Genomic DNA, 20,046 nt, shown 5'->3' with positions numbered 1-20,046 from the left:
TCTCCTTCACTGATTAATCTCGCTTACCCAGACGGCCGCTTCGTACGGGCGGAGGATGAACGATGCGATATTTCCAGCCGATTCCCGGCAATTGGACAAGGCGAAGCGCGGCTTGCCCGCGAGCAGGCCGCCAGACGGCAGCGTCAGCGGCTTCGCGCCGAAGTTGATCGTTACCAGCGCTTCTTCGCCGGCCGCGCGCTTGACGTACAGCAGGGTGTCCTCCCGGCGTTCGAGCCGCGCATAATCTCCTGCATGCAGCGCCGGATGCCGGCGCCGGAGAGCGATGAGCTCGCGGTAGAAGGCATAAATGGAGCCCGGTCGCTGCTTCTCCGCCCTCACGTTCAACACGCGATGCTGCGGTCCCATGCCGATCCATGGCTCAACCGCCGAGAAGCCTCCATACGTATCGTCCGTCCACTGCATGGGCGTCCGGGATTTGTCCCGGCACTTCGCATTGGCCGCCCGCAGCGCTTCTTCGGATGACTGGCCGTTCGCGAGCGCCAGCCGATACGCCGTCAGTCCCTGAACGTCACGCATATCCTCGATCGTCTCAGCCACGAAATCGCGCATCCCGATCTCGTCGCCGTAATAGAGGAACGGCACGCCCTTCGCAGTCAGCATAAGCGCGGCAATCAGCTTCGCCCGCTTCTCCTCCAGCTCGGGATTGCCTTCCCCGAACCGGGAAATGTGCCGCGGCATGTCGTGGCTGCTGAAGAACAACGTCGGCACTTGATCGGACGCATGAACCTCCTCCATCTTCCGCAGTTCAGTGTCGAGACGATCGAGCGAGAACGTCTCCTGGCTGCCCAGATTGAAGTTGAACACGACGTCAAGCAGTCCTGTGCCGCTGTAGCGGCGCAATACGTCCATATCTTCCGAGCCTACCTCGCCAACCATGAAAGCCCCTTCCCGCTCATGCACGTACGCGCATATCTCGGCGATCGCGTCCAAGACGCCAACCTGATCCTTGTCGTGCGCATGCTGCTGCTCGCCTGTCGCCGCATCGTACGGATTGTCCGGGAACGCCCCGGATACTTTCAAAAAGTTAATGACATCGAGCCGGAAGCCGTCGATGCCCTTATCGAGCCAGAAGCCCATGACCTCTTTCATCGCCGTGCGAACATGAGGATGGGTCCAGTTCAAGTCCACCTGCTCCTTCGCAAACGCATGGTAATAATATTGTCCGGTCGCTTCATCGAATTCCCACGCCGGGCCCCCGAAGAACGATTCCCAATTATTCGGCGGGCCTCCGTTCACCGGGTCCTTCCATATATACCAGTCGCGCTTCGGATTCGTCCACGAAGAGCGGGACTCTCTGAACCACGGGTGTTCCGCGGACGTATGATTCAGCACGAGATCGACAATGACCTTCATGCCACGGGCATGCGCTTCACGAATAAACGCCTCAAAATCCTCCATCGTGCCATAGTCCGGATCGATAGCGGTATAATCGGCGATATCATAGCCATTGTCCACCTTCGGCGACAGGTAGAAGGGCGTCAGCCACAAGCCGTCCACGCCGAGCTCCCGCAGCTCGTCGAGCTTCGACACGATGCCGGCGAAGTCTCCTATGCCGTCACCGTTGCCGTCGCAGAAGCTCGGCATGTAGATTTCGTAGAACACGGCGGATTTCCACCACGGTGCCTCCATTTTCCCCACTCCCATTGCTTAGTCCGACTGCTTGCGGTTATTTAAGGCTGAACTGCATGCCTTCTTTGAACTTTTTGCCGAACACAAGGAACATGATAATAATCGGCAGCGTCAACAGCACCGATGCGGCGTACAGCGGACCCGGATAACCCCCGTAAGGGCCGAACATTTGCGACAAGAGCACGTTCAGCGTCAACATATTATCGCTGCGCACAACGATCATGTCCCACAGCAGTTCCGTCCAGCGTTCCATAAGCAGGAACAGGAAGATAACCGCCGTAATGGAGCGCGACATCGGCATCATAATGCGATATAAAATCTTGAAGTCGGACGCCCCATCCAGCTTCGCCGCCTCGATGAACACCGTCGGGATCGCCTTGAAGAAGTTCGTGTACATAAAGATGGCCCACAAGCTGACCGCTTTCGGAATAATCATCGCCCAGTACGTATCGTATAAGCCAATCTTCTGGATGACGAGGAAGTTCGGGATGAGCAGGATGATCGCCGGAAAGAACATATGGAACAAGACGAAGTTGTTTACCGTGTCCCGCCCTTTAAAATTCAGCTTCGATAATGCGTAAGCCACCATGACGCCAAAGAGCATCATGAGCGCCGTCGACACGACCGAGACGATGACGCTGTTCAAGAAAGCATTCAGCCATGGACGCGCAATGCCCGCCTCGCCGCCTGTAAAGAGCCACTCGTACGATTTCAGGGAGAAGCTGGCCGGAACGAGCTTGCGATCGACCTCAGACCAGTCCGCGAACGAGTTCAATACCATGTACAAATACGGATAGACCATGACCAGAAGCAGGAGCGTCGCAACGATATACCGGACCGTCAAACGGAGCTTGTTGTTTTGCTTAGACCCAACCATTTCGTTTACCCCACGTTTCCAGCAATTTTTTGATGACGAAGATAGAAATGAACGTGACAACGGACGCCATTATCGCGACGGCTGAAGCATAACCCGCCTGCAAGTTCTTGAACGCCTGGTTGTAAATCTCCATCTGCCAAGTGTTCGTAGCGAAGTTCGGTCCTCCGCCCGTCAATTGGTATACCTCCGTGAAAATGCCGAAGGTGACGCCGAATGACAGGATGAGTGTCGTATATAGCGCTGGATACAGCAACGGAAGCGTGATTTTCCAAAAGCGCTGACGGTCCGTAACCCCGTCGATCGCAGCGGCCTCATACACTTCCTTATCAATGCTTTCGAGACCGGAAGTCAGAATAAGCGCATAGTAGCCGGTAAATTTCCAGGCGATGATAAGCGCCACGATACACAGCGCCGACAGCGGCGATCCGAGCCAGTTAATGTCCAGTCCGAACGTGTCGCGCAGGAAGGCGTTAACCGGGCTGTTGAAGGACAGGAAGCCCTTCACGATAAGCGAGGCTACGACGCCGGATGACAGGTAAGGCAAGAAAAAGCCGATTAAATATAAACTACGGAACTTAGGCAGCCCCTGCACCAGCGCGGCCACCCCCAGCGACATGACTGTCACGAGCGGCACGAACACCAGCATGAACTTGTACGTAACCCAGAAGGCCGACTGGACACCCGGTGAAGACAGGGCCTTCATGAAATTTTTCAACCCGACAATGTCATAGGTCGGGGCAATTAAATCCCAGTTCGTAAATGCGAGAAAGAACGACCAAATAAGCGGACCCAAAAAGAAAATAAGCGAGTAAATCAGGTAGGGACTGGCAAATAACCAGCCCAACCGATTGTTGTTCTTATCGACCATTATTGAAGTTCCCCTTCAATCGCCTTCTTCATGTTGTCCCATCCGGTCTTCGGATCGATTTCACCCATGACCACCTTGTTGAACGCCTCTTGTCCGATGAGCGTCTGCAATTCATTGTAGCGGGCATTGTCGATAGCCGGAATTCCGAGTGGAACGGATTTCGCGAATAACTCAAGCTCAGGCGATTTTTCCATGATAGTCTTGAATTCAGGCAGATCAGCCAAATCGTCGCGCGCCGGAGGCAGGTTCGTCTTCTCGAACCATTTCACATCGTTCTTCGCATCCGAATACACCCATTTGATGAACTCGGCAGCCGCTTCCTGCTCTTCCTTCGGCACGCTGGAGAAAATAACGAGCCCCTTCGCATCGGAGAACGTCTTCGCTTCAGCGGGATTCATTCCGTCCGGAACCGGAGGAAGCGCAAGCGTGAACGTCTCGTTGTACTTCATTTCCGGGAACTTCTCAGCCCAATAATTGAATGTCCACGGACCAAGATCCGTAAAGATGCCGATGCCCGATTCAAACGGATCGGTTACGTTTTTCGCAAGAATCGCCTTCTCTTTGCGCAGATTGTCGACGAACTCCAGCATCTTCACGCCAGCTGCCTCGTCCCCGACAAACTTGTTGCCTTCAATGAACTTATTGCCGTCAGAAGCGGCATTATACAGCATGAAGAAGTCGAACCAGCGTTTCCAAGCGGTAGGATCCACGAGGTCTGCGCCTTTGCCCCATACGTATTTGTCCGGATATTTCGCTTTCAGCTTCTTCGCCACGTCCAACATTTCGCTATACGTTTTTGGCGGCTCGTTGTAACCAAGCTCCTTCAAGATGTCGATGCGCCAGCCGAACAGCATCGGGTTGGAGTAAATCGGCAGCACGTACTGATTGCCGTCAGCGAACTCCCAAGGCTCGAGTGTATTGGTCATATTGCGGCTCGACACGATATCATTGAATTGCGGCAGCGTATTAAGGGGAACAAGCGCCTTGCTGTTCGCGAGTTGGGCTGCGAAGCCGCGGTTGATGTTCTCCGAAATGGCTGGAGCGCTGCCGCCGGCAATCGCCGCCTGAATGCTCGCTTCCGAGCTTGGCGATTCTTTAATTGCGCTCACATTGATTTTGACCTTCGGATTGACTGCCTCGTATTCCTTGGCCATTTCCATCCAGTACGCTTGCTGCGGCGGGTTTGGAGCAGCCCAGAACTCAATGGTCGTAACTCCGTCCGCGGACTCCTTTGGCGCCTCGCCTTTGGCGCAAGCGGCCAAGATCGAGAAGACCATCGTTAACGCAAGTAAGATTGACAGTTTCTTTTTCATTGAAAAAGACCTCCTATAGATGGTTTAGCTTTTCATAAGCACATTACAATTTGTTGATGTAACGTTACAAATAAAATTACAATATTATTGAAAGCGTTTGTAACAACATTATTAATCAATTTTTATAACTTGTCAATCTGAGATTACAGGTAAAACTATGGAATTCACAATATCCCCATATATTAATTCACCTTTACTATTTAAAACTGTAACGTTATTATATTATTTGTAATGTTGTTTTGTAATTCCTTGATTTCTGGCATAATTTCTATATGAGGCATGATAGAAAATAACGAGTTTTTACAATAGTCCATCGTTAGTATTGTTCATTCACCTTGTAACCTATCCCATAATCCAACACATTGTGGATACAGATCGTTAAAGAAAGGGGGCTGTGCCCTTATGAAATCGAAAATTACGATGCAGGATATCGCCGAACGGCTCCATATATCAAAAAATTCCGTATCGCAGGCTCTGTCCGGCAAGGATGGGGTCAGTGAAGAAACGCGGCGGCTCATTCTGGAGACGGCGGAACAAATGGGGTATACGTACCCCTCTGCCCGCAAAAAACGCTTGTCTGAGCCCTCTGGCAATATTGCCTTGATTGCCTCGGATTTTGCGTTTGCGCAAAAGAGCTTTTTCGGAGAGATCTATTTGAGCGTAGAGCAAGAGACGAGGAGGCGGGGCAAGCATCTTCTCATCCAATCCATTAACAAAGAATCGGAACAGGAGCTTGCTTTGCCGCCGTTTTTGGAAAATCAAGACGTGGAAGGCATCCTGATTTTGTCACACCTAAGCACGGCTTACACGAACGCGGTTATCGCCACTGGAATTCCGACCGTGCTGATTGACCACCATCATCCGGCCATTCCAATCGACTGCATCCTGACGAACAATCGTTTCAGCGCGTACGGGGCCGTTAAGCACCTGTTCGAGCTCGGACACCGGCATATCGGCTATATGGGCAATATCAGCTTTTCGCCGAGCTACTACGAACGGCTGGAAGGGTTCCGGCTGGCGCTAAGCGATATGGGGCTTGAACTCAATTCGGACTGGATCGTGACGGATGCGCTGGAGCAATCAGAATATATACTGCAGACGATGAAAAACATCAGCACCCAACCCACCGCCTGGTTTTGCGTGAACGACGGCCTTGGATTCCTCGTCAATTCGACGCTGCATCAGCTCGGCTTCCAAGTGCCGGATGACGTATCCGTTTGCAGCTTCGACAACGGACAGCTATCCCGCTTGGCCACGCCAATGACGACGACGATGGCCATCGATCTGAAGCTGTTCGGCCGGAAGGCAGTCGAGCAGCTGTTCTGGCGCATGGAACACAAGCATGAGCCGTTCATGGAACTGCTGCTGCCGACGAAGCTCATCGCGCGCGAATCGACCGCCGCGCCAAAAACGTTCAGCTAGCAGCGCTGTGTAATGGCTCAACAGCTGCGCAAAAGGGGTTGTCCCAAAAGGTCTATAATGACCCTGAAGGACAGCCCCTTTTTCCACGGCAATAATAGAAAGCAGCAAAAAAAGAATGGTGAAGCAGAAAAAGCCCCTGCCCACCATTCTTTTTCGTTGTTACTTCGCTTCCAACGCCTGTACCGCAAGCGCCAAAGCGCCCGTAATTCCCGCGCGGTCTTGCAGCGCCGGCGGAACGATATAATCGTCGCCGCACTCCAGCACGGCCGGGTGCTGCACATAGCCGTTCAGCAGCTCCTTCACTTGCTCGCGAATGCGCGGGAACAGGTGAAGCTGCTTCGATACGCCGCCTCCGAGAATGATCTTCTCAGGGGAGATCGTCAAAATATAATTCATCAATGCTTGCGCCAAATAAAACGTTTGGAAGTCCCAAGCTTTGTGATCGTCGCCGAGCTCGTATGCTTTCACGCCCCAACGCGCTTCAATAGCCGGACCGGCCGCCAAGCCCTCCAAGCAATCCTTGTGATATGGACATTTGCCTTCATACGTATCTTCGGGATGGCGCTTCACCATGATGTGTCCCATCTCCGGGTGAACCAAGCCATGCACGAGCTTGCCTTCCACTACCGCGCCGGCTCCGATGCCCGTGCCAACCGTAATGTACAGGCAGCTGTTCAAGCCCTTGGCCGCGCCGAAGATTAATTCGCCGAGCGCCGCACCATTGACGTCTGTGTCGAATCCTACCGGAACGTCGAAATGGCGCTTCAGGTGGCCGACGACATCATAGCCGCTCCAATGCGGCTTCGGCGTCTTAGCGATATGACCGTATGTCGGGCTTAGCTTGTTCAAGTCTACCGGACCGAACGATCCGAAGCCAATGGCGCTTACCCCTTTATCCTTGAAAAATTCAACGGTACGATTCATGGTCTCTTCCGGCGTCGTCGTCGGGAAAGACTCCATATGTTGAATTTGTCCATCCGGCGTGCCTACAGCGACGACAAACTTCGTACCTCCGCCTTCAATTGCACCTAGCAGTTTCATTGTTTCTCCCTCACCTTCTCCAAGCCTGTCCTTCTCTGCGATGTTCAGGCGGGGTTATCCGCCAATCCGCGTAATGCCGCGCATTCTGCCTATCTGTCGCGCAGCAGCACGATAACGCTTCCATCCTGTTCATTATAACATCGCCTATCGGATGTTCCAATAAGTTGCGCGCATCATCTAAGATTCGGACACATATGCTGAGCTTTCTACCCTTTTGCGGGTGTTCGGCCAATTCGGCGGCAGCTTCGTCCCGCCGCAGCTGCAAGCAGTGCTGAATCGGCTTGCCCAAGCTTTTTGTCATTACAAGGATGACCCGGAATTTATCGAAGAATACAACACGTACTTGCGTGAATTTGTCGGACGGGACAGCCCGCTTACCTTTGCCAAGCATTTGACCGCGAAGCTTGGGGGCGCGAAAATATATTTGAAACGCGAGGATTTGAACCATACCGGATCCCACAAAATCAACAACGTGCTCGGCCTGCGGTGCGGCTGATTGGCGTGGAGCCGGAACAAGCCCCGACGCTGACGCAAGGCGTGCCCGGCGTTCTGCACGGCTTCAAATGTCTCGTTCTCTTCGACGAGGAAGGCAATCCGGCGCCAACCTACTCCATCGCGGCCGGACTCGATTATCCCGGCATCGGCCCGGAGCACAGCGATTTGAAAGAATCGGGCCGCGCGGAATACGTGACGGTGACGAATGAAGAAGTGCTCGAAGCGTTCCAGGTGCTGTCCAAGACGGAAGGCATCATCCCGGCGCTGGACGGCAATCAGATCGTCATCATCAACATCTCCGGCCGCGGAGACAAAGATGTGGAGCAAGTGTTCGAGATGCTCAAAGCGAAAAAATAGCGGCAATGGAGCGCAGTACAGCCATAGTCCGCATGGGAACGGGACTATGGCTGTTTCACGTTTTACTCAATCGTCACTGGCCGGCTGGTCGGCTGGACGCCCATGCCGCTATTCTTGAATCATGCTTTTAGCGAGCTCTAGGAGGTCTTTTTTGTCCAATGCATTATCCGGATTGACCTTAATCCGGTATTCTATGCCGTAATCCTCGTATTTTTCAAACATGTACGGGGTCATAAAGAAGGTGATATGATCCTGCGGATTCAACGATTTATCATTTACGTACAGGGCAAAAAAATCACCTGGATTTTTACTGGCTTTGGTTAATTTGGCCGTCTCCGCCTCGACAAGCTTTTTGTTGTTCTGGACGGAAGAAGCGTTGGAGTCCGCCGTGACGGCACTTTTTGCCTTCGTTGGCTGCGAAGCCGCCTCTGCGGCTATATTCAGCGAACCGAACAGCCGGATGCCGCAATTGCCGCCTTGCTCATGTTTTTCATGCGAAAAATTCTCCTCTCCCTATTCACAGGGGTCTGCTGCCGCCAGACAATGCACCAGACTCCGCCGGTTGGCCATCTGTATTCGTCGCTTACCTATTCCTGCGGGCCAATTCGAGCTCCACCTGCGCCTTTTGCTGCAGCTCCGCCAGCGCCTCGTCCACTGACTGCTTATTATCGGTAACGGATTGCAGCGCTTCATTCGCCAGCAATGAATACGCCTCATAGAAGCTGTCCGGAACCCGCTTCATCACGCGTTCGTTATGTTGAGGCGCCGGCTTCAGCATATAAAACACCTCCGTATCGACGCTATCGCCGCCGGAGACATAATCGGGTATCGCCGGCAGGTCGCTCTCGGCCGTGCGCGATCTGGCCTTGGCCACCTCCGGTCCGTTGATGAAGCGGATAAGGTTCCAAGCCGCCTGCTTGCGGGGAGAATCCGCGGCGATAGCCAGAATCTGGGGCACGTAGACCGAAGTCGATTCATCGGGCCGCGCCGGGTTAATCGGAACCGTGACCATGCCCCAGTCGAAGGTCTTCGCTTTGCTGCGGAGCTGGGAAACAAAGTAATGATCACTGATCAACATCGCCGCTTCGCCGTTCAGGAACTTGTTTATGGCGAGAAAATAACCGTAACCCTCCGTGCCCTCGCCCGCTTCCTTCGGGGAACGGACCGAGATCGCCTTGCTTCGGATCGCCTCGGCCGCGATCTGGAAGGCCTGCTTCCATCCTTCCGATTGCAGCACGACGTTCTCGCCTTTCGCATCGAATAATTGCAGATCCAAGGTCAACGCAACCTGGGACAGCACATCGTGAGCTTCATTGCCAATCAGGCCATAGACAGGGGCGTCCTCTGTCCCGGTATTCGCGAACCGTGCCGCCAGCGCGAACATGTCAGGCCATTGCATCTTGTTGGAGGGAGGATCGATACTGTTCTCTTTGAACAAATCCGCATTGTAATACATGACCCGCGGCCGGATGAATGGAGCCAGCCCATAGAGTGAACCGTCCCCCTTCTCCCGCAGCATGTCGATCATGCCCGGCATATATCCGCTCAGATCGACTTGATCCTGCATGATCGCCGGGTCCAGATTATACAGCTTGCCCGCCCGGGCCAGCGCTTCATATTCATCCTGGTCCAGCAGCAGCACATCCGGCTTATGCAATTCGATAAGCCTCTTCAATTCCTCCTCGTAATCCCCTTGCCGCGCCTCTTCTATCCATTCTCGCGCCTGCAGCACGTCCACCTGGATGCCGGGGAACTTGGCGGCAAACATTTGCCCATATTTGGTATGGAACGGCTCCACATCCGGGTACCAAATTTTCAGACTGCCGGTGGCGTCCTCCCCCAGCTCGTCCTGTACGGGCTTGCCTGCCATGCAACCATTCAACAGAATCGCAATACTAAGCAGCAGCCCCGTCATCTTCCATTTCCTTGATAACCTCATCTCTTCTTCCTTCCCCCTTAGCTGGCGGTCTTGCCTCTTTACCGGCGGAGACCCGCCTGCCGCAAGCTTCCCTATGTATTGAGACAGGCGAACGCAAGCCCGCCCGTCCACATTCGATCCACGGTCCCTACTGGCCGCTGCGGGCCGCCTGAAGCGCCGCTTGCGCCTGCTGCTGCAGATTCGCCAACGCCTCGTCCACCGAACTCGTCTGATCGATCACGGCTTGCAGCGCTTCGTTCACCAGGGACGCATAAACGTCGTCAAAAGACTTGGGAATCTTCTTGTCTGTGCGCTCATATTTCCGATCCATCGGCTTCAGCGCATACAACGGTTCCGCGCTTTTCCCGTTGAGGTCCTTGACGTAGCCGATGCGAGTCGGAAGCTGGTACAACATCCCTTGAGCATCCGAGCTTGCTCTCTCCGGACCGGCGACATACTTGATGAACTCCCAAGCCGCCCGCTTGTTCGGGGACTCCGCCGATATGGCGAACGTCTCTCGATAAAACGCAAATGGTGATTCTCCGGGATTCGCGGGGTCTACAGGGACCGGAACTATGCCCCATTCGAACTTCTTGGCCTTCTTGCTGTACGATGTATCGTTAATGTTGTAGGCCAAGCCTGAACCCGCAATGACCATGGCGGCCTGCCCGTTGATGAAGAGATCATCGGACGGGAGATAGCTCGCGGCCTCGCCCGCCCCAAGCACCTTCACCGTACGGCTGCGGACCGCATCCGCAGTCATGCGGAACGCCTGCTTCCATCTCTCCGATTCCAGCAGCACGCTCTCCCCTTGCGCGTCGAACCTCTGCAGCTTCAGCGTCCGGGCGATGCTGTCCAGCAGTTCCGCCGCATCGCCATCGCCAGCGTACAATCCATACACGGGTTCGTCGGCCGTTCCGGCGCCCTTGAAGCGAGCGGCCAGATCGAACAGCTCTTGCCAGGAGAGGCCGCTGCGGGGCAGCTCGATGCCGTGCTCGGCGAACAGCTCGGCATTATAAAAGATGACGCTGGTGAAGAAATTCGGCGTCAGCCCATAAAGCGACCCTCCCCCCTTCTCCCGCAGCGAGTCAATCAAGCCGGGCATGTACCCGTCCACATCGAACTGCTCCTGCTTGATGATCGGCTCCAGGTTGAACAGCTTGCCCGCCTGTGCATACTCTTCATACTCGTCCCCGCCAAGCAGCAGCACGTCGGGCTTATGGAGGTCCACCCATTTCGCCAGCTCGCTCCGGTAATCGAAATCCTCGCCGCTTATCCTTTTGGTCATAAGCTCCTTCGTGCTCACAATATCGAACTCGATATTGGGGAACTTGACGTTGAACGCATTTCCGTATTCCCGGTAAAAATCATCTTCGTTATAATAAAGAATCTTTATCGTTCCCTTGCCCTCCTCGCCAAGCTCTTCCAAGACGGGCTTCGACCCGAAGCAGCCGCTGAGCAAGACGACGACCCCAAGCAGAAGCAGGCCTTTTTGGGCAATGGCGGATAGTCGCATCATCGTTTTCATTCTCCTTTACTGGCGCCACGCGGAAACGTTACTTGGCTTTCGCTCCGGCTGCCTGCTGGACAGCGCTTTCCGCAAGCTCGATCAGTTCTTCTTTCGTCAATGGATTTTCCGGATTCGTCGAAATGTTAAATTGATATTGGTTGTCTGTCCAGCTCAGTATATTTTTAACGGATTGAGGGGATTTTTTCTTCGTCTCTTCATCAAATTCGTCGGCCGCAGTAAAGTGGTAACCTTTCTGCTTGCCGCGCTTCTTCGCGATCTCTGCGCTCATCAGGCTAAATTGGAGCTTCACGACATCTTTTCCGTTCTTGAATTCGAGATCGACCTGGCCCGCTTCCGTCCATTTGATGAGCTTCAAATAAGCGGCTTTGTCTTTGGCCTCCGCTTTCACTTCTTTCTGATACTTGTCGCCATAGGCCAGAATCGGCGGCTCGATGTTGGCTTTGGTGAACTTATACCCTTCCAGCAAGCCGTCCGGACGCTTCAATACGGGAGTCTTCAGCTTGGATGCTACTTTCATGTAATCTTCATAGCTTTTGAAATTGTACATATTCAGATAGTTGGAAAAGTGATCGCCGCCATTAAGCGACTTATCGCTTACATACAATATGTAATAGTCACCCGGATTTTTTTTCATTTTGGCATACTTCGCTTTTTCCGCTTCCACCGCCTTTTTCTTCTCCGCGGCGGAAGGTGCCTTCGCTGCGGCCAGTACCGTCACTTCCTTGGCCGTGTTGGCCGGCGCCGCCTCCGCGGCGATGTGCATCGAATTGAACAGCAGCAGGCAGCTCGTCGCGGCAATCGCCGCTTTGGTCATGTTTTTCATGTTCTATTTCCCCTCTCCAGCATTTCGTTTTGGATCGATCTTCGGTTCAAGGCCAGACCGCAATGTATTGCTTTGGGATCCCTTAGGCGCAAGCCTCTATGTTATAAACACAGCTAGGCACAATTTGGTTCACTGATCCGTAATCTCGTCATAAGAAAAAGCCCTAATCGCTGCAATTTCGCAGGATTAAGGCTTTTAAATCATTGTAGCTTCAATGTTAACTCCCGTTCGGGATGTCTGACAAAATACATGTAGATATAGAGCTCCGCTTCCGTTACTTCAAAGCCGGGATAGACGTCCACCCGCTTGTTGAGGCTATCATCAAACCCAGCACCTGTCATAGAATCGAATATGACTTGTCCGGGGATGCGCTGATTCCCCTGACCATAGTACGTTTGATTGATTCCGCCGAACCGTTTATCCGCGCTTTCGCTTTCTACATATAGGTCTCCGTTCTTTGTGTAATAGGTCCACTCGACCGGATAACCTCCAATGTTCATAGTTAGCGTTTGCTTCTCGCCGGATATATTTTTTAACATTACCGGCTGATCGTAATGCCAATTCTGCTCCACTTCATACTGCAGCAGCAGTTCCATCGGCATGTCCGGAGTAAGGCGAAGATCCGGCGGAGCTTCAAACAGATACGACTGCGTGTAAGGATAAGATTCCGTGCCCGTATCCTCCTCTATTCTTGCTTCCCCTTCCAGCTTCCGGCCGCCAACGGATAAATACACCTTCTTATATGGCAAACGGCCGTATGCTTTCTTATGCTCAATCTCGACCCGAATACCGGTCGGACGGATAAACAGCTTGCGGACGGCGGCATCTCCATCCGTCGTTCGGAACGGCACGTCCAAGCTGCGGGTAGCTGATGCATTCAACGCCTTCTCCTTGCTTAGGCGCAACGTGCCGACATTCCACTCGCCATCTATCTTTTGGCCTGGCGCCATGTAGGCAAGCTCGAAGGTGACGCCTTGCTGATGGATGTCGTCAAGTTGATACAGTTCTTGCGTTGTCCAATCGCCGTGTTCCCCTTGTACGGGATCATATCGAATACCGGCTCGCTTGATGCTCTTCCCGTCCTTCTTCACCCGGATCTCAGGAAGATCCATACTCGCTGTCCGCTCATCCGTATACGTAAAGGAGGACTTGAGCAGCACTTTTCCTCCTGCTTCCCGCGAGATCTGGATGTTCACCGTGTCGATGCCCCCCGCTTGGATCGGGAACGTCTGCACCCCGGTCTGGGACAGATCCAGAGCAAGCGCTGTCCGCTCGTAATCGTACGCCTGCAGTCCTCGTACGATGAGCTGCAACTCCGTCTCATTGCCGTCAAATGTCCATGCCGTTTCAAAAAAACCGTTATATCGTTTATTTTCCTTATCCCAAGCATGGGAGTAGTATCCTTTTTTCCAATTCATTCTCATGGTCTGGATGTCATTGATCTGCACGATTTGTTCCCCGTCCGCCTTGCGCAATTCCAGCTCCGAGAATCTCCATTCCCGCGGCTCCTTGTCACCCAGATCCAGGCTGTATAACAGCGTGGTTCCATTGTCGTCGGACATTGCAGAATCTACCGTAAACGTAACGCCGCCGCTCCTGACCGATTTGTCAATCGTCTGCCCGAATCCGCGGTTCAGCGCCGACTTCAATCCCGGCCGATACGTAAAATCCCACTGTCCCGACATGGAAGCCAGTACCGGTGTCGCGATCAGCACGAGCGCAACTGCCGACAGGACGGCCAAGCGGCGTCCGCGAGGGAACATCTTCCTCCTAGCAGACCCGGTAGCCTCTTGCTCTTGTCTGGCTGCCTCCATCCTTACCCACATCGCGTCGAAGTCCGGGTAGGTGTGGCGGACTTCATCGCCCAGTTGCCGAGCAAGGGCTTTCTCCTCGTGTGTCTCCTTGTTCATATTCCGCACCTTCCTTTCCTCTTATCGTCTGATTCATTACCGTGTTATCCACCGGACGTTCTGAATCGTCGAGCTCGTTCAGCATGACCTTCATCAGCTTCAAACCTCTATTCAAACGGGATTTCACCGTGCCAATCGGGATCTCCAAAATCTCGGCAATTTCCGCAAGAGCGAAATCGTTCGTGTAACGGAGCGTCACCACTGCCCTGATTTTATCAGGCAGCTGCGCCATGCGGCGCTTCCATTCGTCCTCTGTCTCCTGCCGCTCCACCATGCTGAGCGCGGACGGCTCCGCCTGTTCCCGCTGGAACAAGAGCAGCATTTTCTCTTTCATCCGTCTCGTCTTGCGTCTGCGCAGATGGTTCAAGCAGTGGTTGACCGTAATGCGCATGAGCCACGTTTTGAGATACTCCACCTGCTGCCAGCCGGAGGTTAACGCCTTCATGAACACCTCTTGGCATATATCCTCCGCGTCTGACGCATCGCGCAGCATATAGTAGCAGGTCCTATACACTTCTTTGTTGTACCGCTCAAAAAATTCCCTGTCCGTCAACAGGCCCTCCACCTTTCCTATGCTCTACTATATTAAGTTAACAACTAAGCAGGAGAAAAGGTTCATTTTTTTTTAATCAGTGTGCTTGACCGCTTTGGCGGAACGAGCTTTGCTCGGACTCGGCTTGTTATTCTGGCATTCCGTTTCTATGTGCCGGTTGACGCCCGCAGACGTTATGGGGATGCATAAACGAAAACGAGAGTCGCTATGCCTTTCGGGAAAGAGTGTATCATTTGGCCCTTTGGCCCACTCTCCCAATCGCTCAGCTTTCACTGCCGTGACGCCGCAGACGAGCGCATATCCATACGGACAAACACGGCGAAGTGCTATTGTCAGGTTGTTGAGAAACCCCATCCCCGCACCGCCTCATCCCTAATGACTTGGATGCAACAGCGACGGAAGCGGATACCCCATCATACTTGTTTCTTTTTACATTCTGGGTTTCTCACAAGCTCTATCGTGCTATTGTGCAGTTATTTCTGCTGAAACCCGGCTTTTTCGGCCCTCCACCTGCAATTGTGCAGCTCAAATCGAAGATTTTACCATTATTTATGAGATTGTAAGAAAGTTAACTGTACTTTTGCAGTCCAGCGCATACATGAAGAGGAATAGGGGTCAAGCAAATGTACAATTGCAGTTGGAGCATGCGGATGACATTATCTAACTTCATCTAACTGAATCTAACTTGAGAATCAGGTTAACTAACGAAAAGGGGACCATTTGCCGATATACATAAGGGAGTATGTCTGAGGAGGATATTGAAATTGCCACAATTCGTTCGGCGGCTCAATCGTTGGCTGCTGTTCCTTATCTTGCTTGCGCTGTGCGCATACCCGTTTCAATATTTATTGGGATCCAAATTCGATCGCGGAGCATTGTCCTTCATGTTCGACATGCCATCCGACGACATTGTGTTGATGCTGTACAGCAACACGGCCCGTGTCGGCCGCTATCTCGTGCCGATCGATGATGAACGTCCCGGCGCCGCGCCGTACAAAGAGCGGGGCGAAACGTTCGTTCCGGCACGATTTCTGGCGAATAAGCTTGAGGCCGAGCTTTCTTATGACAAAAAGCGAGGGACGATCTCCTTCGCCAAGGATAAATCCACAGTCACCTATTCCTTTCATGCCGGCGAAGTTACGATTGCCACGGCATCCACGCCGGCTACGGCGCCGCTCAAGGCTGCGCCGCTGGTGAAGGACGGAATGACCTATGTGCCGCTGCGCCCGGTAACGGAAGCGCTCGGGCGAAGCATCTACACCCAAGACGGAGTAATTGCCTTGTCGAAGAGCAAGTCGGCGCCCGACGCCGAGCAGTGGCAGGACTGGCAAGAAGAACTGTCTCCGTATCTGGCCTATGATTCGTTCGGACCCTACGCCGTTAAGATGGGCAATGCGGTCCAGACGCTATTCCGCCGCTGGGAGGATGCTGTCGCCTACGCCAAGCAGGCGCCCGGACGCAGAGTGACCTATCGCGGCGAGCATGTCATGTGGGATCCGGAGCGCCCTGCGCCGAAGTCAATCCGCTTGAATGGAGCCCCGCTCATTTTGCAGCTTCCGGATCTGCCGCGCGGCTGCGAGGTAACCGCGCTTGCCATGCTGCTGCGGAGCGCGCAGGTGGACGTGGACAAGAATGAGCTTGCGGATAAGATACGCAAGGATCCGACGCCTTACAAACGGGCTGACGGCAAAATCTATTTTGGCAACCCGCACAATGGGTTCGTCGGAGACATGCGCTCCTTGTCCAATCCGGGACTCGGGGTCTACCACGAACCGATCGCCGAGCTCGCGGAGAAATATTTGCCGGGACGAATCGTCGATATGACGGGAACTGCATTCGATCACTTATTATGGGTCGTCGGTCAGGGAACCCCGGTATGGGTCATCCATACGACCATGTACGACGCCGTGCCGGAGCACCATTGGGTCACTTGGCAGACGGCGGATGGACCGATTCGAGTTACCTATTACGAGCACTCGCTCGTCGTAACGGGTTATGACCAGAAATATGTCTATGTGAACGACCCGCTCGGACGCCGCGACCGCGTGGAGCGCAAAGCTTTCCAGCGGGGATGGGAACAAATGGGCAGCCAGGCCATTACGTATTTGCCGGAACAGAGAGCAACTGCATCGAAATAAATAAGAGGCGATCGCATAGGTTTACCCATTGCGATCGCCTCGATTATTTTTCCTATTCGATTGTCACAACCCTGTCTTCTCATGGGTTTGCTTGGATGCAGGCTTATCCTCATCCACATCCCGCATCCAGACGTGTTGTTCGTCGTACTGGAATGAACCCCGGCGGCTAAACACCCACAGCGCATACATGATGACGCCCAACATGATCAACAACCCAAGCACAAAAGGAACAAGCTTTACCATAACATCCACCTCCCCATTCTCTTTGTCCGCCGCAGCGGCATAAAAAAGACTTATCCACTTTCAATGGACGCAGGCCATCAAGGAATGGCGCGGTTCATCCTCTGTTCGTCCAAGTGAAACCGAGAATATGCAGATAGACGCGAAGGCTCATAGAAACCATATGGTTAACTCAATCCCAGTTGCGCACAATGAGATATAAAATGACTCCTAGCGGACCAAGGGAGAACACGACCAGCGCCCATAAACAGCCGATGTGCTTTCCCCTTCGATCCGACGCTTCGCCCCAGATCCAGAACAGCATAATCCAACTGATAAGCCATATTAAGAAGTATAACATACTCTCGCCCCCTCCGCTTCCAAAATACGCCAAAACACCCCGAGCAGCTTATTGGATAAGTTGTTCGGAACGTTTCCATCATCTCTATTCTATTTACGCAGCGAAGGATACATATATTTCTAAAATAGGTTGCCGCTTAAACGGCACCCGCTTCGAACTGAACTTCCATCATCATCAACGCTTGTCCCGGCGTCCATATTTTGCGTTTGCAACCCAGACCCGGAGTGACCAAAAGAGCACTTCGATGGCGCTTGCCTTGCTTCTTATCTGATGAAAAAAGCCGGCCCTTAAGGGCCGGCTCATATGCTTATCTCCGTCATTGACAGCTATTCTTCTGTCTTCTTCTTATCGTTCACCCGCGATAAATAACCATCATAACGGTCATCCACTTCCTTGGCCATCTTGCGGTACGCGCGCGTTTCTTCCACAATCGGATCGATGGACGTCTGGACACGAATTTCGGTTCGGGGCGGAAGGCGCCGCCTCACCGCTTCATTCTGATCCTCCGTCTCCATTTCCCCTTCAGTCAGAATGCCGCTCAATTCACTCTCCAGACGCTTTCGTTCTTCCCGTTCAGGCATGGAATCCTCCTCCTTCATACGCTCTGGCGTTAGTATGGGCTTGACCAAGAGCATTCATGCTCGAAATGTCCTCAAAGCCGCTATATGACAGCGCCATAATACGCGTGAAGGCAAATGCCTCTATCCTTGGGCATTGCCATCCTTCAGCGCCCCGATCAAAGCGTCATGAATAAGCCCGTTGGAAGCAACCACATCGCGCACGCCCAAGTGATACGGCTTGCCGAACGTATCCGTAATCCGGCCGCCGGATTCGGAAATAAGCAAGCTGCCTGCCGCCAAATCCCAAGCGTTCAGATTCAGCTCCCAGAAGCCCGTCAGTCTTCCTGCCGCCACGTATGCCATATGCAGTGCGGCCGAACCTGCGGTGCGGATATTGCGCACCTGCGGAGCCAAAGCGTTGATCCCCGCCAAATTGCCAGGCAGCGCCCGTTCGCGCTCCGTTGGGAACCCGCTTGCCAGCAAGCTCTCGGACAGCTTGCTCTCCGAAGCTGCATGCATGCGGTTCCCGTGGACGTAAGCGCCCTTCCCCTTCTCCGCAACGAACAGTTCGTCCCGCATCGGATCGTATACAATGCCGACGATCACTTCGCCCCGATGCGCCAAGGCGATCGATACGGAGTAGAACGGAAAGCCGTGCACGAAGTTCGTCGTCCCGTCCAGCGGATCGACGACCCACAAATATTCTTCTTCTTGGGCTTGTTCCAGCGCCAGCTTGGAAGCTTCACTTCCCGGCTCCACGCCTTCTTCCCCAAGAATGGCGTGCTGCGGAAAATGCGTCAAAATCAATCTGCGTATCATTTGCTCTGCACCCTTGTCTACTTCCGTAACCAAGTCATGCAGAGAAGATTTTATATGGAGTGACTTGTGTTGACCCAGTCTGCTCTTAATCCATTCACCCGTCTTAGCAGCACAATTGACCGCTACTGCGGTGTAGCTCTTACTTGTGACAACATAAGGAGTCTTGTCCGAAGTACTCAAGGCATTCACGCTACTTTCTGTAAAAAATGGGAACTATTCTCCCTTAACTATACGTCATTTCCATAGTGAAGTTTCGATCAAATATCCTTGTAGGCGCAAAAACCATCATTTGGCCAGCAGTCCGCTCACGATCATACGCACCGCCAATACGAACATCGTAATGCGCAGCAGCAGCAGAAGCCCGCGACCCGTCATGCGGTTGGCGATCGCCGCCCCGATTCGTCCGCCAAGCCAAGCGCTCGGCGCGAGTATTGCGACGAGCGTCCAATCCACGCAACCGTTCCAAGCATGCACGCTTGTGCCCAAGATAGATGACAGAAAAATAACGAACATGGACGTAGCCGAAGCGATATGGGCCGGATAACGGAACAGCAGCACCATTAAAGGAACAAACAACGAACCTCCGCCGATGCCGAACAGCCCGGAAATGAATCCGACCGCAAAGCCGATAACTAGCATAGGCTCCAAGCTGTAACCGTACTCCTGCACTTGGCCCGAGGCGTCCATAATGGCGCGTGTCTCGCGCCATGAGATGCCAAGCGGCTTCAGCCGCTCTTTTATTATCATGAGGATGGCCATGGCGAGCATAAAGAATCCGAATGCCAGATTAAATGCGATGTCATTGAAATACCCGGTCGAAGCCGCGCCAAGCATGGAAGCCGGTCCGCTCGTGATGAAATAGATTGCGCCGCTTCGCCAATCGACGCGTTTCATTTTCATATAAGCCAAGGTCGAAGAACATGCCGTAAAGATGAGAACCGCGAGTGAAGTGCCGACCGCTGTCTGCGAGGAGACGGGACTCCCGAGCAGATGCGGGCCGAGAAAGATAAGTCCCGGCACGATGATAATGCCGCCGCCCAGTCCAACAAGGCTGCCGAAGGCAGCGGCAACAAGACCAATCAGCGCGAGGAGCAGGATCGTGCCTATCATGTTTTCGTTCCTACTTTCACAATATAGAAGATGCGCGCAGATAGAAAAAAAGCCTTGCCACGCAGCATTCATTCTAATCGA

General features: G+C 53.3%; 17 protein-coding genes and 1 pseudogene. 3 read left to right on the top strand and 15 right to left on the bottom strand.

The window, feature by feature from the left end; translation table 11 throughout:
• Window positions 1–6 precede the first annotated feature (6 nt).
• From JSQ80_RS13905 to JSQ80_RS13890, 4 genes are read right to left on the bottom strand one after another with little or no spacing between them, the layout of a single operon-like run.
• On the bottom strand, window positions 7–1,650 hold the full coding sequence (locus tag JSQ80_RS13905) for an alpha-glucosidase (RefSeq protein ID WP_240463662.1): 1,644 nt from the start codon (window positions 1,648–1,650) through the stop codon (window positions 7–9).
• Between the two features lie 37 nt (window positions 1,651–1,687).
• Window positions 1,688–2,527 (bottom strand): carbohydrate ABC transporter permease, encoded by an 840-nt coding sequence (locus JSQ80_RS13900; protein ID WP_087433221.1) that lies wholly within the window; start codon window positions 2,525–2,527, stop codon window positions 1,688–1,690.
• Window positions 2,514–3,395, bottom strand: coding sequence for a carbohydrate ABC transporter permease (locus JSQ80_RS13895; RefSeq protein ID WP_087433222.1), 882 nt, complete (start codon window positions 3,393–3,395; stop codon window positions 2,514–2,516). The genes JSQ80_RS13900 and JSQ80_RS13895 overlap by 14 nt, the downstream gene beginning before the upstream one ends.
• Window positions 3,395–4,708: an ABC transporter substrate-binding protein gene (locus JSQ80_RS13890; RefSeq protein WP_206095686.1), complete on the bottom strand. Its 1,314-nt coding sequence runs from the start codon at window positions 4,706–4,708 to the stop codon at window positions 3,395–3,397. Before JSQ80_RS13890 ends, JSQ80_RS13895 begins: the two co-directional genes overlap by 1 nt.
• A gap of 402 nt (window positions 4,709–5,110) precedes the next feature.
• Between JSQ80_RS13890 and JSQ80_RS13885 the strand changes: the two genes are divergently transcribed.
• A complete protein-coding gene (locus tag JSQ80_RS13885) occupies window positions 5,111–6,130 on the top strand; it encodes a LacI family DNA-binding transcriptional regulator (protein WP_206095685.1) in 1,020 nt (339 codons plus the stop codon).
• 159 nt (window positions 6,131–6,289) lie between these two features.
• Here JSQ80_RS13885 and JSQ80_RS13880 read toward each other — a convergent pair whose 3' ends face one another.
• A complete protein-coding gene (locus JSQ80_RS13880) occupies window positions 6,290–7,171 on the bottom strand; it encodes an ROK family protein (RefSeq protein ID WP_272491126.1) in 882 nt (293 codons plus the stop codon).
• A gap of 214 nt (window positions 7,172–7,385) precedes the next feature.
• On the opposite strand from JSQ80_RS13880, the pseudogene JSQ80_RS13875 reads away from it, so the two are divergent.
• Window positions 7,386–8,023, top strand: a pseudogene (locus JSQ80_RS13875) (hypothetical protein).
• A 583-nt stretch (window positions 8,024–8,606) separates the two neighbouring features.
• On the opposite strand, the gene JSQ80_RS13870 reads toward JSQ80_RS13875, so the two are convergent.
• The 5 genes from JSQ80_RS13870 to JSQ80_RS13850 form a co-directional block, all read right to left on the bottom strand.
• Window positions 8,607–9,962: an ABC transporter substrate-binding protein gene (locus JSQ80_RS13870; RefSeq protein ID WP_206095684.1), complete on the bottom strand. Its 1,356-nt coding sequence runs from the start codon at window positions 9,960–9,962 to the stop codon at window positions 8,607–8,609.
• Between the two features lie 127 nt (window positions 9,963–10,089).
• A complete protein-coding gene (locus tag JSQ80_RS13865) occupies window positions 10,090–11,460 on the bottom strand; it encodes an ABC transporter substrate-binding protein (protein WP_206095683.1) in 1,371 nt (456 codons plus the stop codon).
• A gap of 37 nt (window positions 11,461–11,497) precedes the next feature.
• On the bottom strand, window positions 11,498–12,295 hold the full coding sequence (locus JSQ80_RS13860) for a hypothetical protein (protein WP_240463661.1): 798 nt from the start codon (window positions 12,293–12,295) through the stop codon (window positions 11,498–11,500).
• A 200-nt stretch (window positions 12,296–12,495) separates the two neighbouring features.
• Window positions 12,496–14,205 carry a DUF4179 domain-containing protein gene (locus JSQ80_RS13855; protein ID WP_206095682.1) on the bottom strand — a complete coding sequence of 570 codons (1,710 nt, stop codon included), beginning with the start codon at window positions 14,203–14,205 and terminating at the stop codon, window positions 12,496–12,498.
• Window positions 14,153–14,758 carry an RNA polymerase sigma factor gene (locus JSQ80_RS13850; RefSeq protein ID WP_087433229.1) on the bottom strand — a complete coding sequence of 202 codons (606 nt, stop codon included), beginning with the start codon at window positions 14,756–14,758 and terminating at the stop codon, window positions 14,153–14,155. Before JSQ80_RS13850 ends, JSQ80_RS13855 begins: the two co-directional genes overlap by 53 nt.
• A 764-nt stretch (window positions 14,759–15,522) precedes the next feature.
• Here JSQ80_RS13850 and JSQ80_RS13845 point away from each other — a divergent pair.
• Window positions 15,523–16,896, top strand: a complete 1,374-nt coding sequence (locus JSQ80_RS13845) for a C39 family peptidase (protein ID WP_206095681.1) — start codon at window positions 15,523–15,525, stop codon at window positions 16,894–16,896.
• Between the two features lie 63 nt (window positions 16,897–16,959).
• On the opposite strand, the gene JSQ80_RS13840 is transcribed toward JSQ80_RS13845, so the two are convergent.
• The 5 genes from JSQ80_RS13840 to JSQ80_RS13820 form a co-directional block, all read right to left on the bottom strand.
• Window positions 16,960–17,139, bottom strand: coding sequence for a hypothetical protein (locus tag JSQ80_RS13840; RefSeq protein ID WP_087433231.1), 180 nt, complete (start codon window positions 17,137–17,139; stop codon window positions 16,960–16,962).
• A gap of 169 nt (window positions 17,140–17,308) precedes the next feature.
• Window positions 17,309–17,476 carry a hypothetical protein gene (locus JSQ80_RS13835; protein WP_176392786.1) on the bottom strand — a complete coding sequence of 56 codons (168 nt, stop codon included), beginning with the start codon at window positions 17,474–17,476 and terminating at the stop codon, window positions 17,309–17,311.
• A 326-nt stretch (window positions 17,477–17,802) separates the two neighbouring features.
• Window positions 17,803–18,057 carry a hypothetical protein gene (locus JSQ80_RS13830; protein WP_206095680.1) on the bottom strand — a complete coding sequence of 85 codons (255 nt, stop codon included), beginning with the start codon at window positions 18,055–18,057 and terminating at the stop codon, window positions 17,803–17,805.
• 120 nt (window positions 18,058–18,177) lie between these two features.
• Window positions 18,178–19,035 carry an inositol monophosphatase family protein gene (locus JSQ80_RS13825; RefSeq protein ID WP_206097599.1) on the bottom strand — a complete coding sequence of 286 codons (858 nt, stop codon included), beginning with the start codon at window positions 19,033–19,035 and terminating at the stop codon, window positions 18,178–18,180.
• 105 nt (window positions 19,036–19,140) lie between these two features.
• Window positions 19,141–19,965: a sulfite exporter TauE/SafE family protein gene (locus tag JSQ80_RS13820; protein WP_206095679.1), complete on the bottom strand. Its 825-nt coding sequence runs from the start codon at window positions 19,963–19,965 to the stop codon at window positions 19,141–19,143.
• Between the last annotated feature and the right edge of the window lie 81 nt (window positions 19,966–20,046).

This window comes from Paenibacillus apiarius, assembly GCF_017052585.1.
Taxonomy (GTDB): domain Bacteria; phylum Bacillota; class Bacilli; order Paenibacillales; family Paenibacillaceae; genus Paenibacillus_B; species Paenibacillus_B apiarius.
The sequence above is the reverse complement of the archived record's forward strand: the minus strand, read 5'-3'. Positions and strand labels throughout refer to the sequence as shown.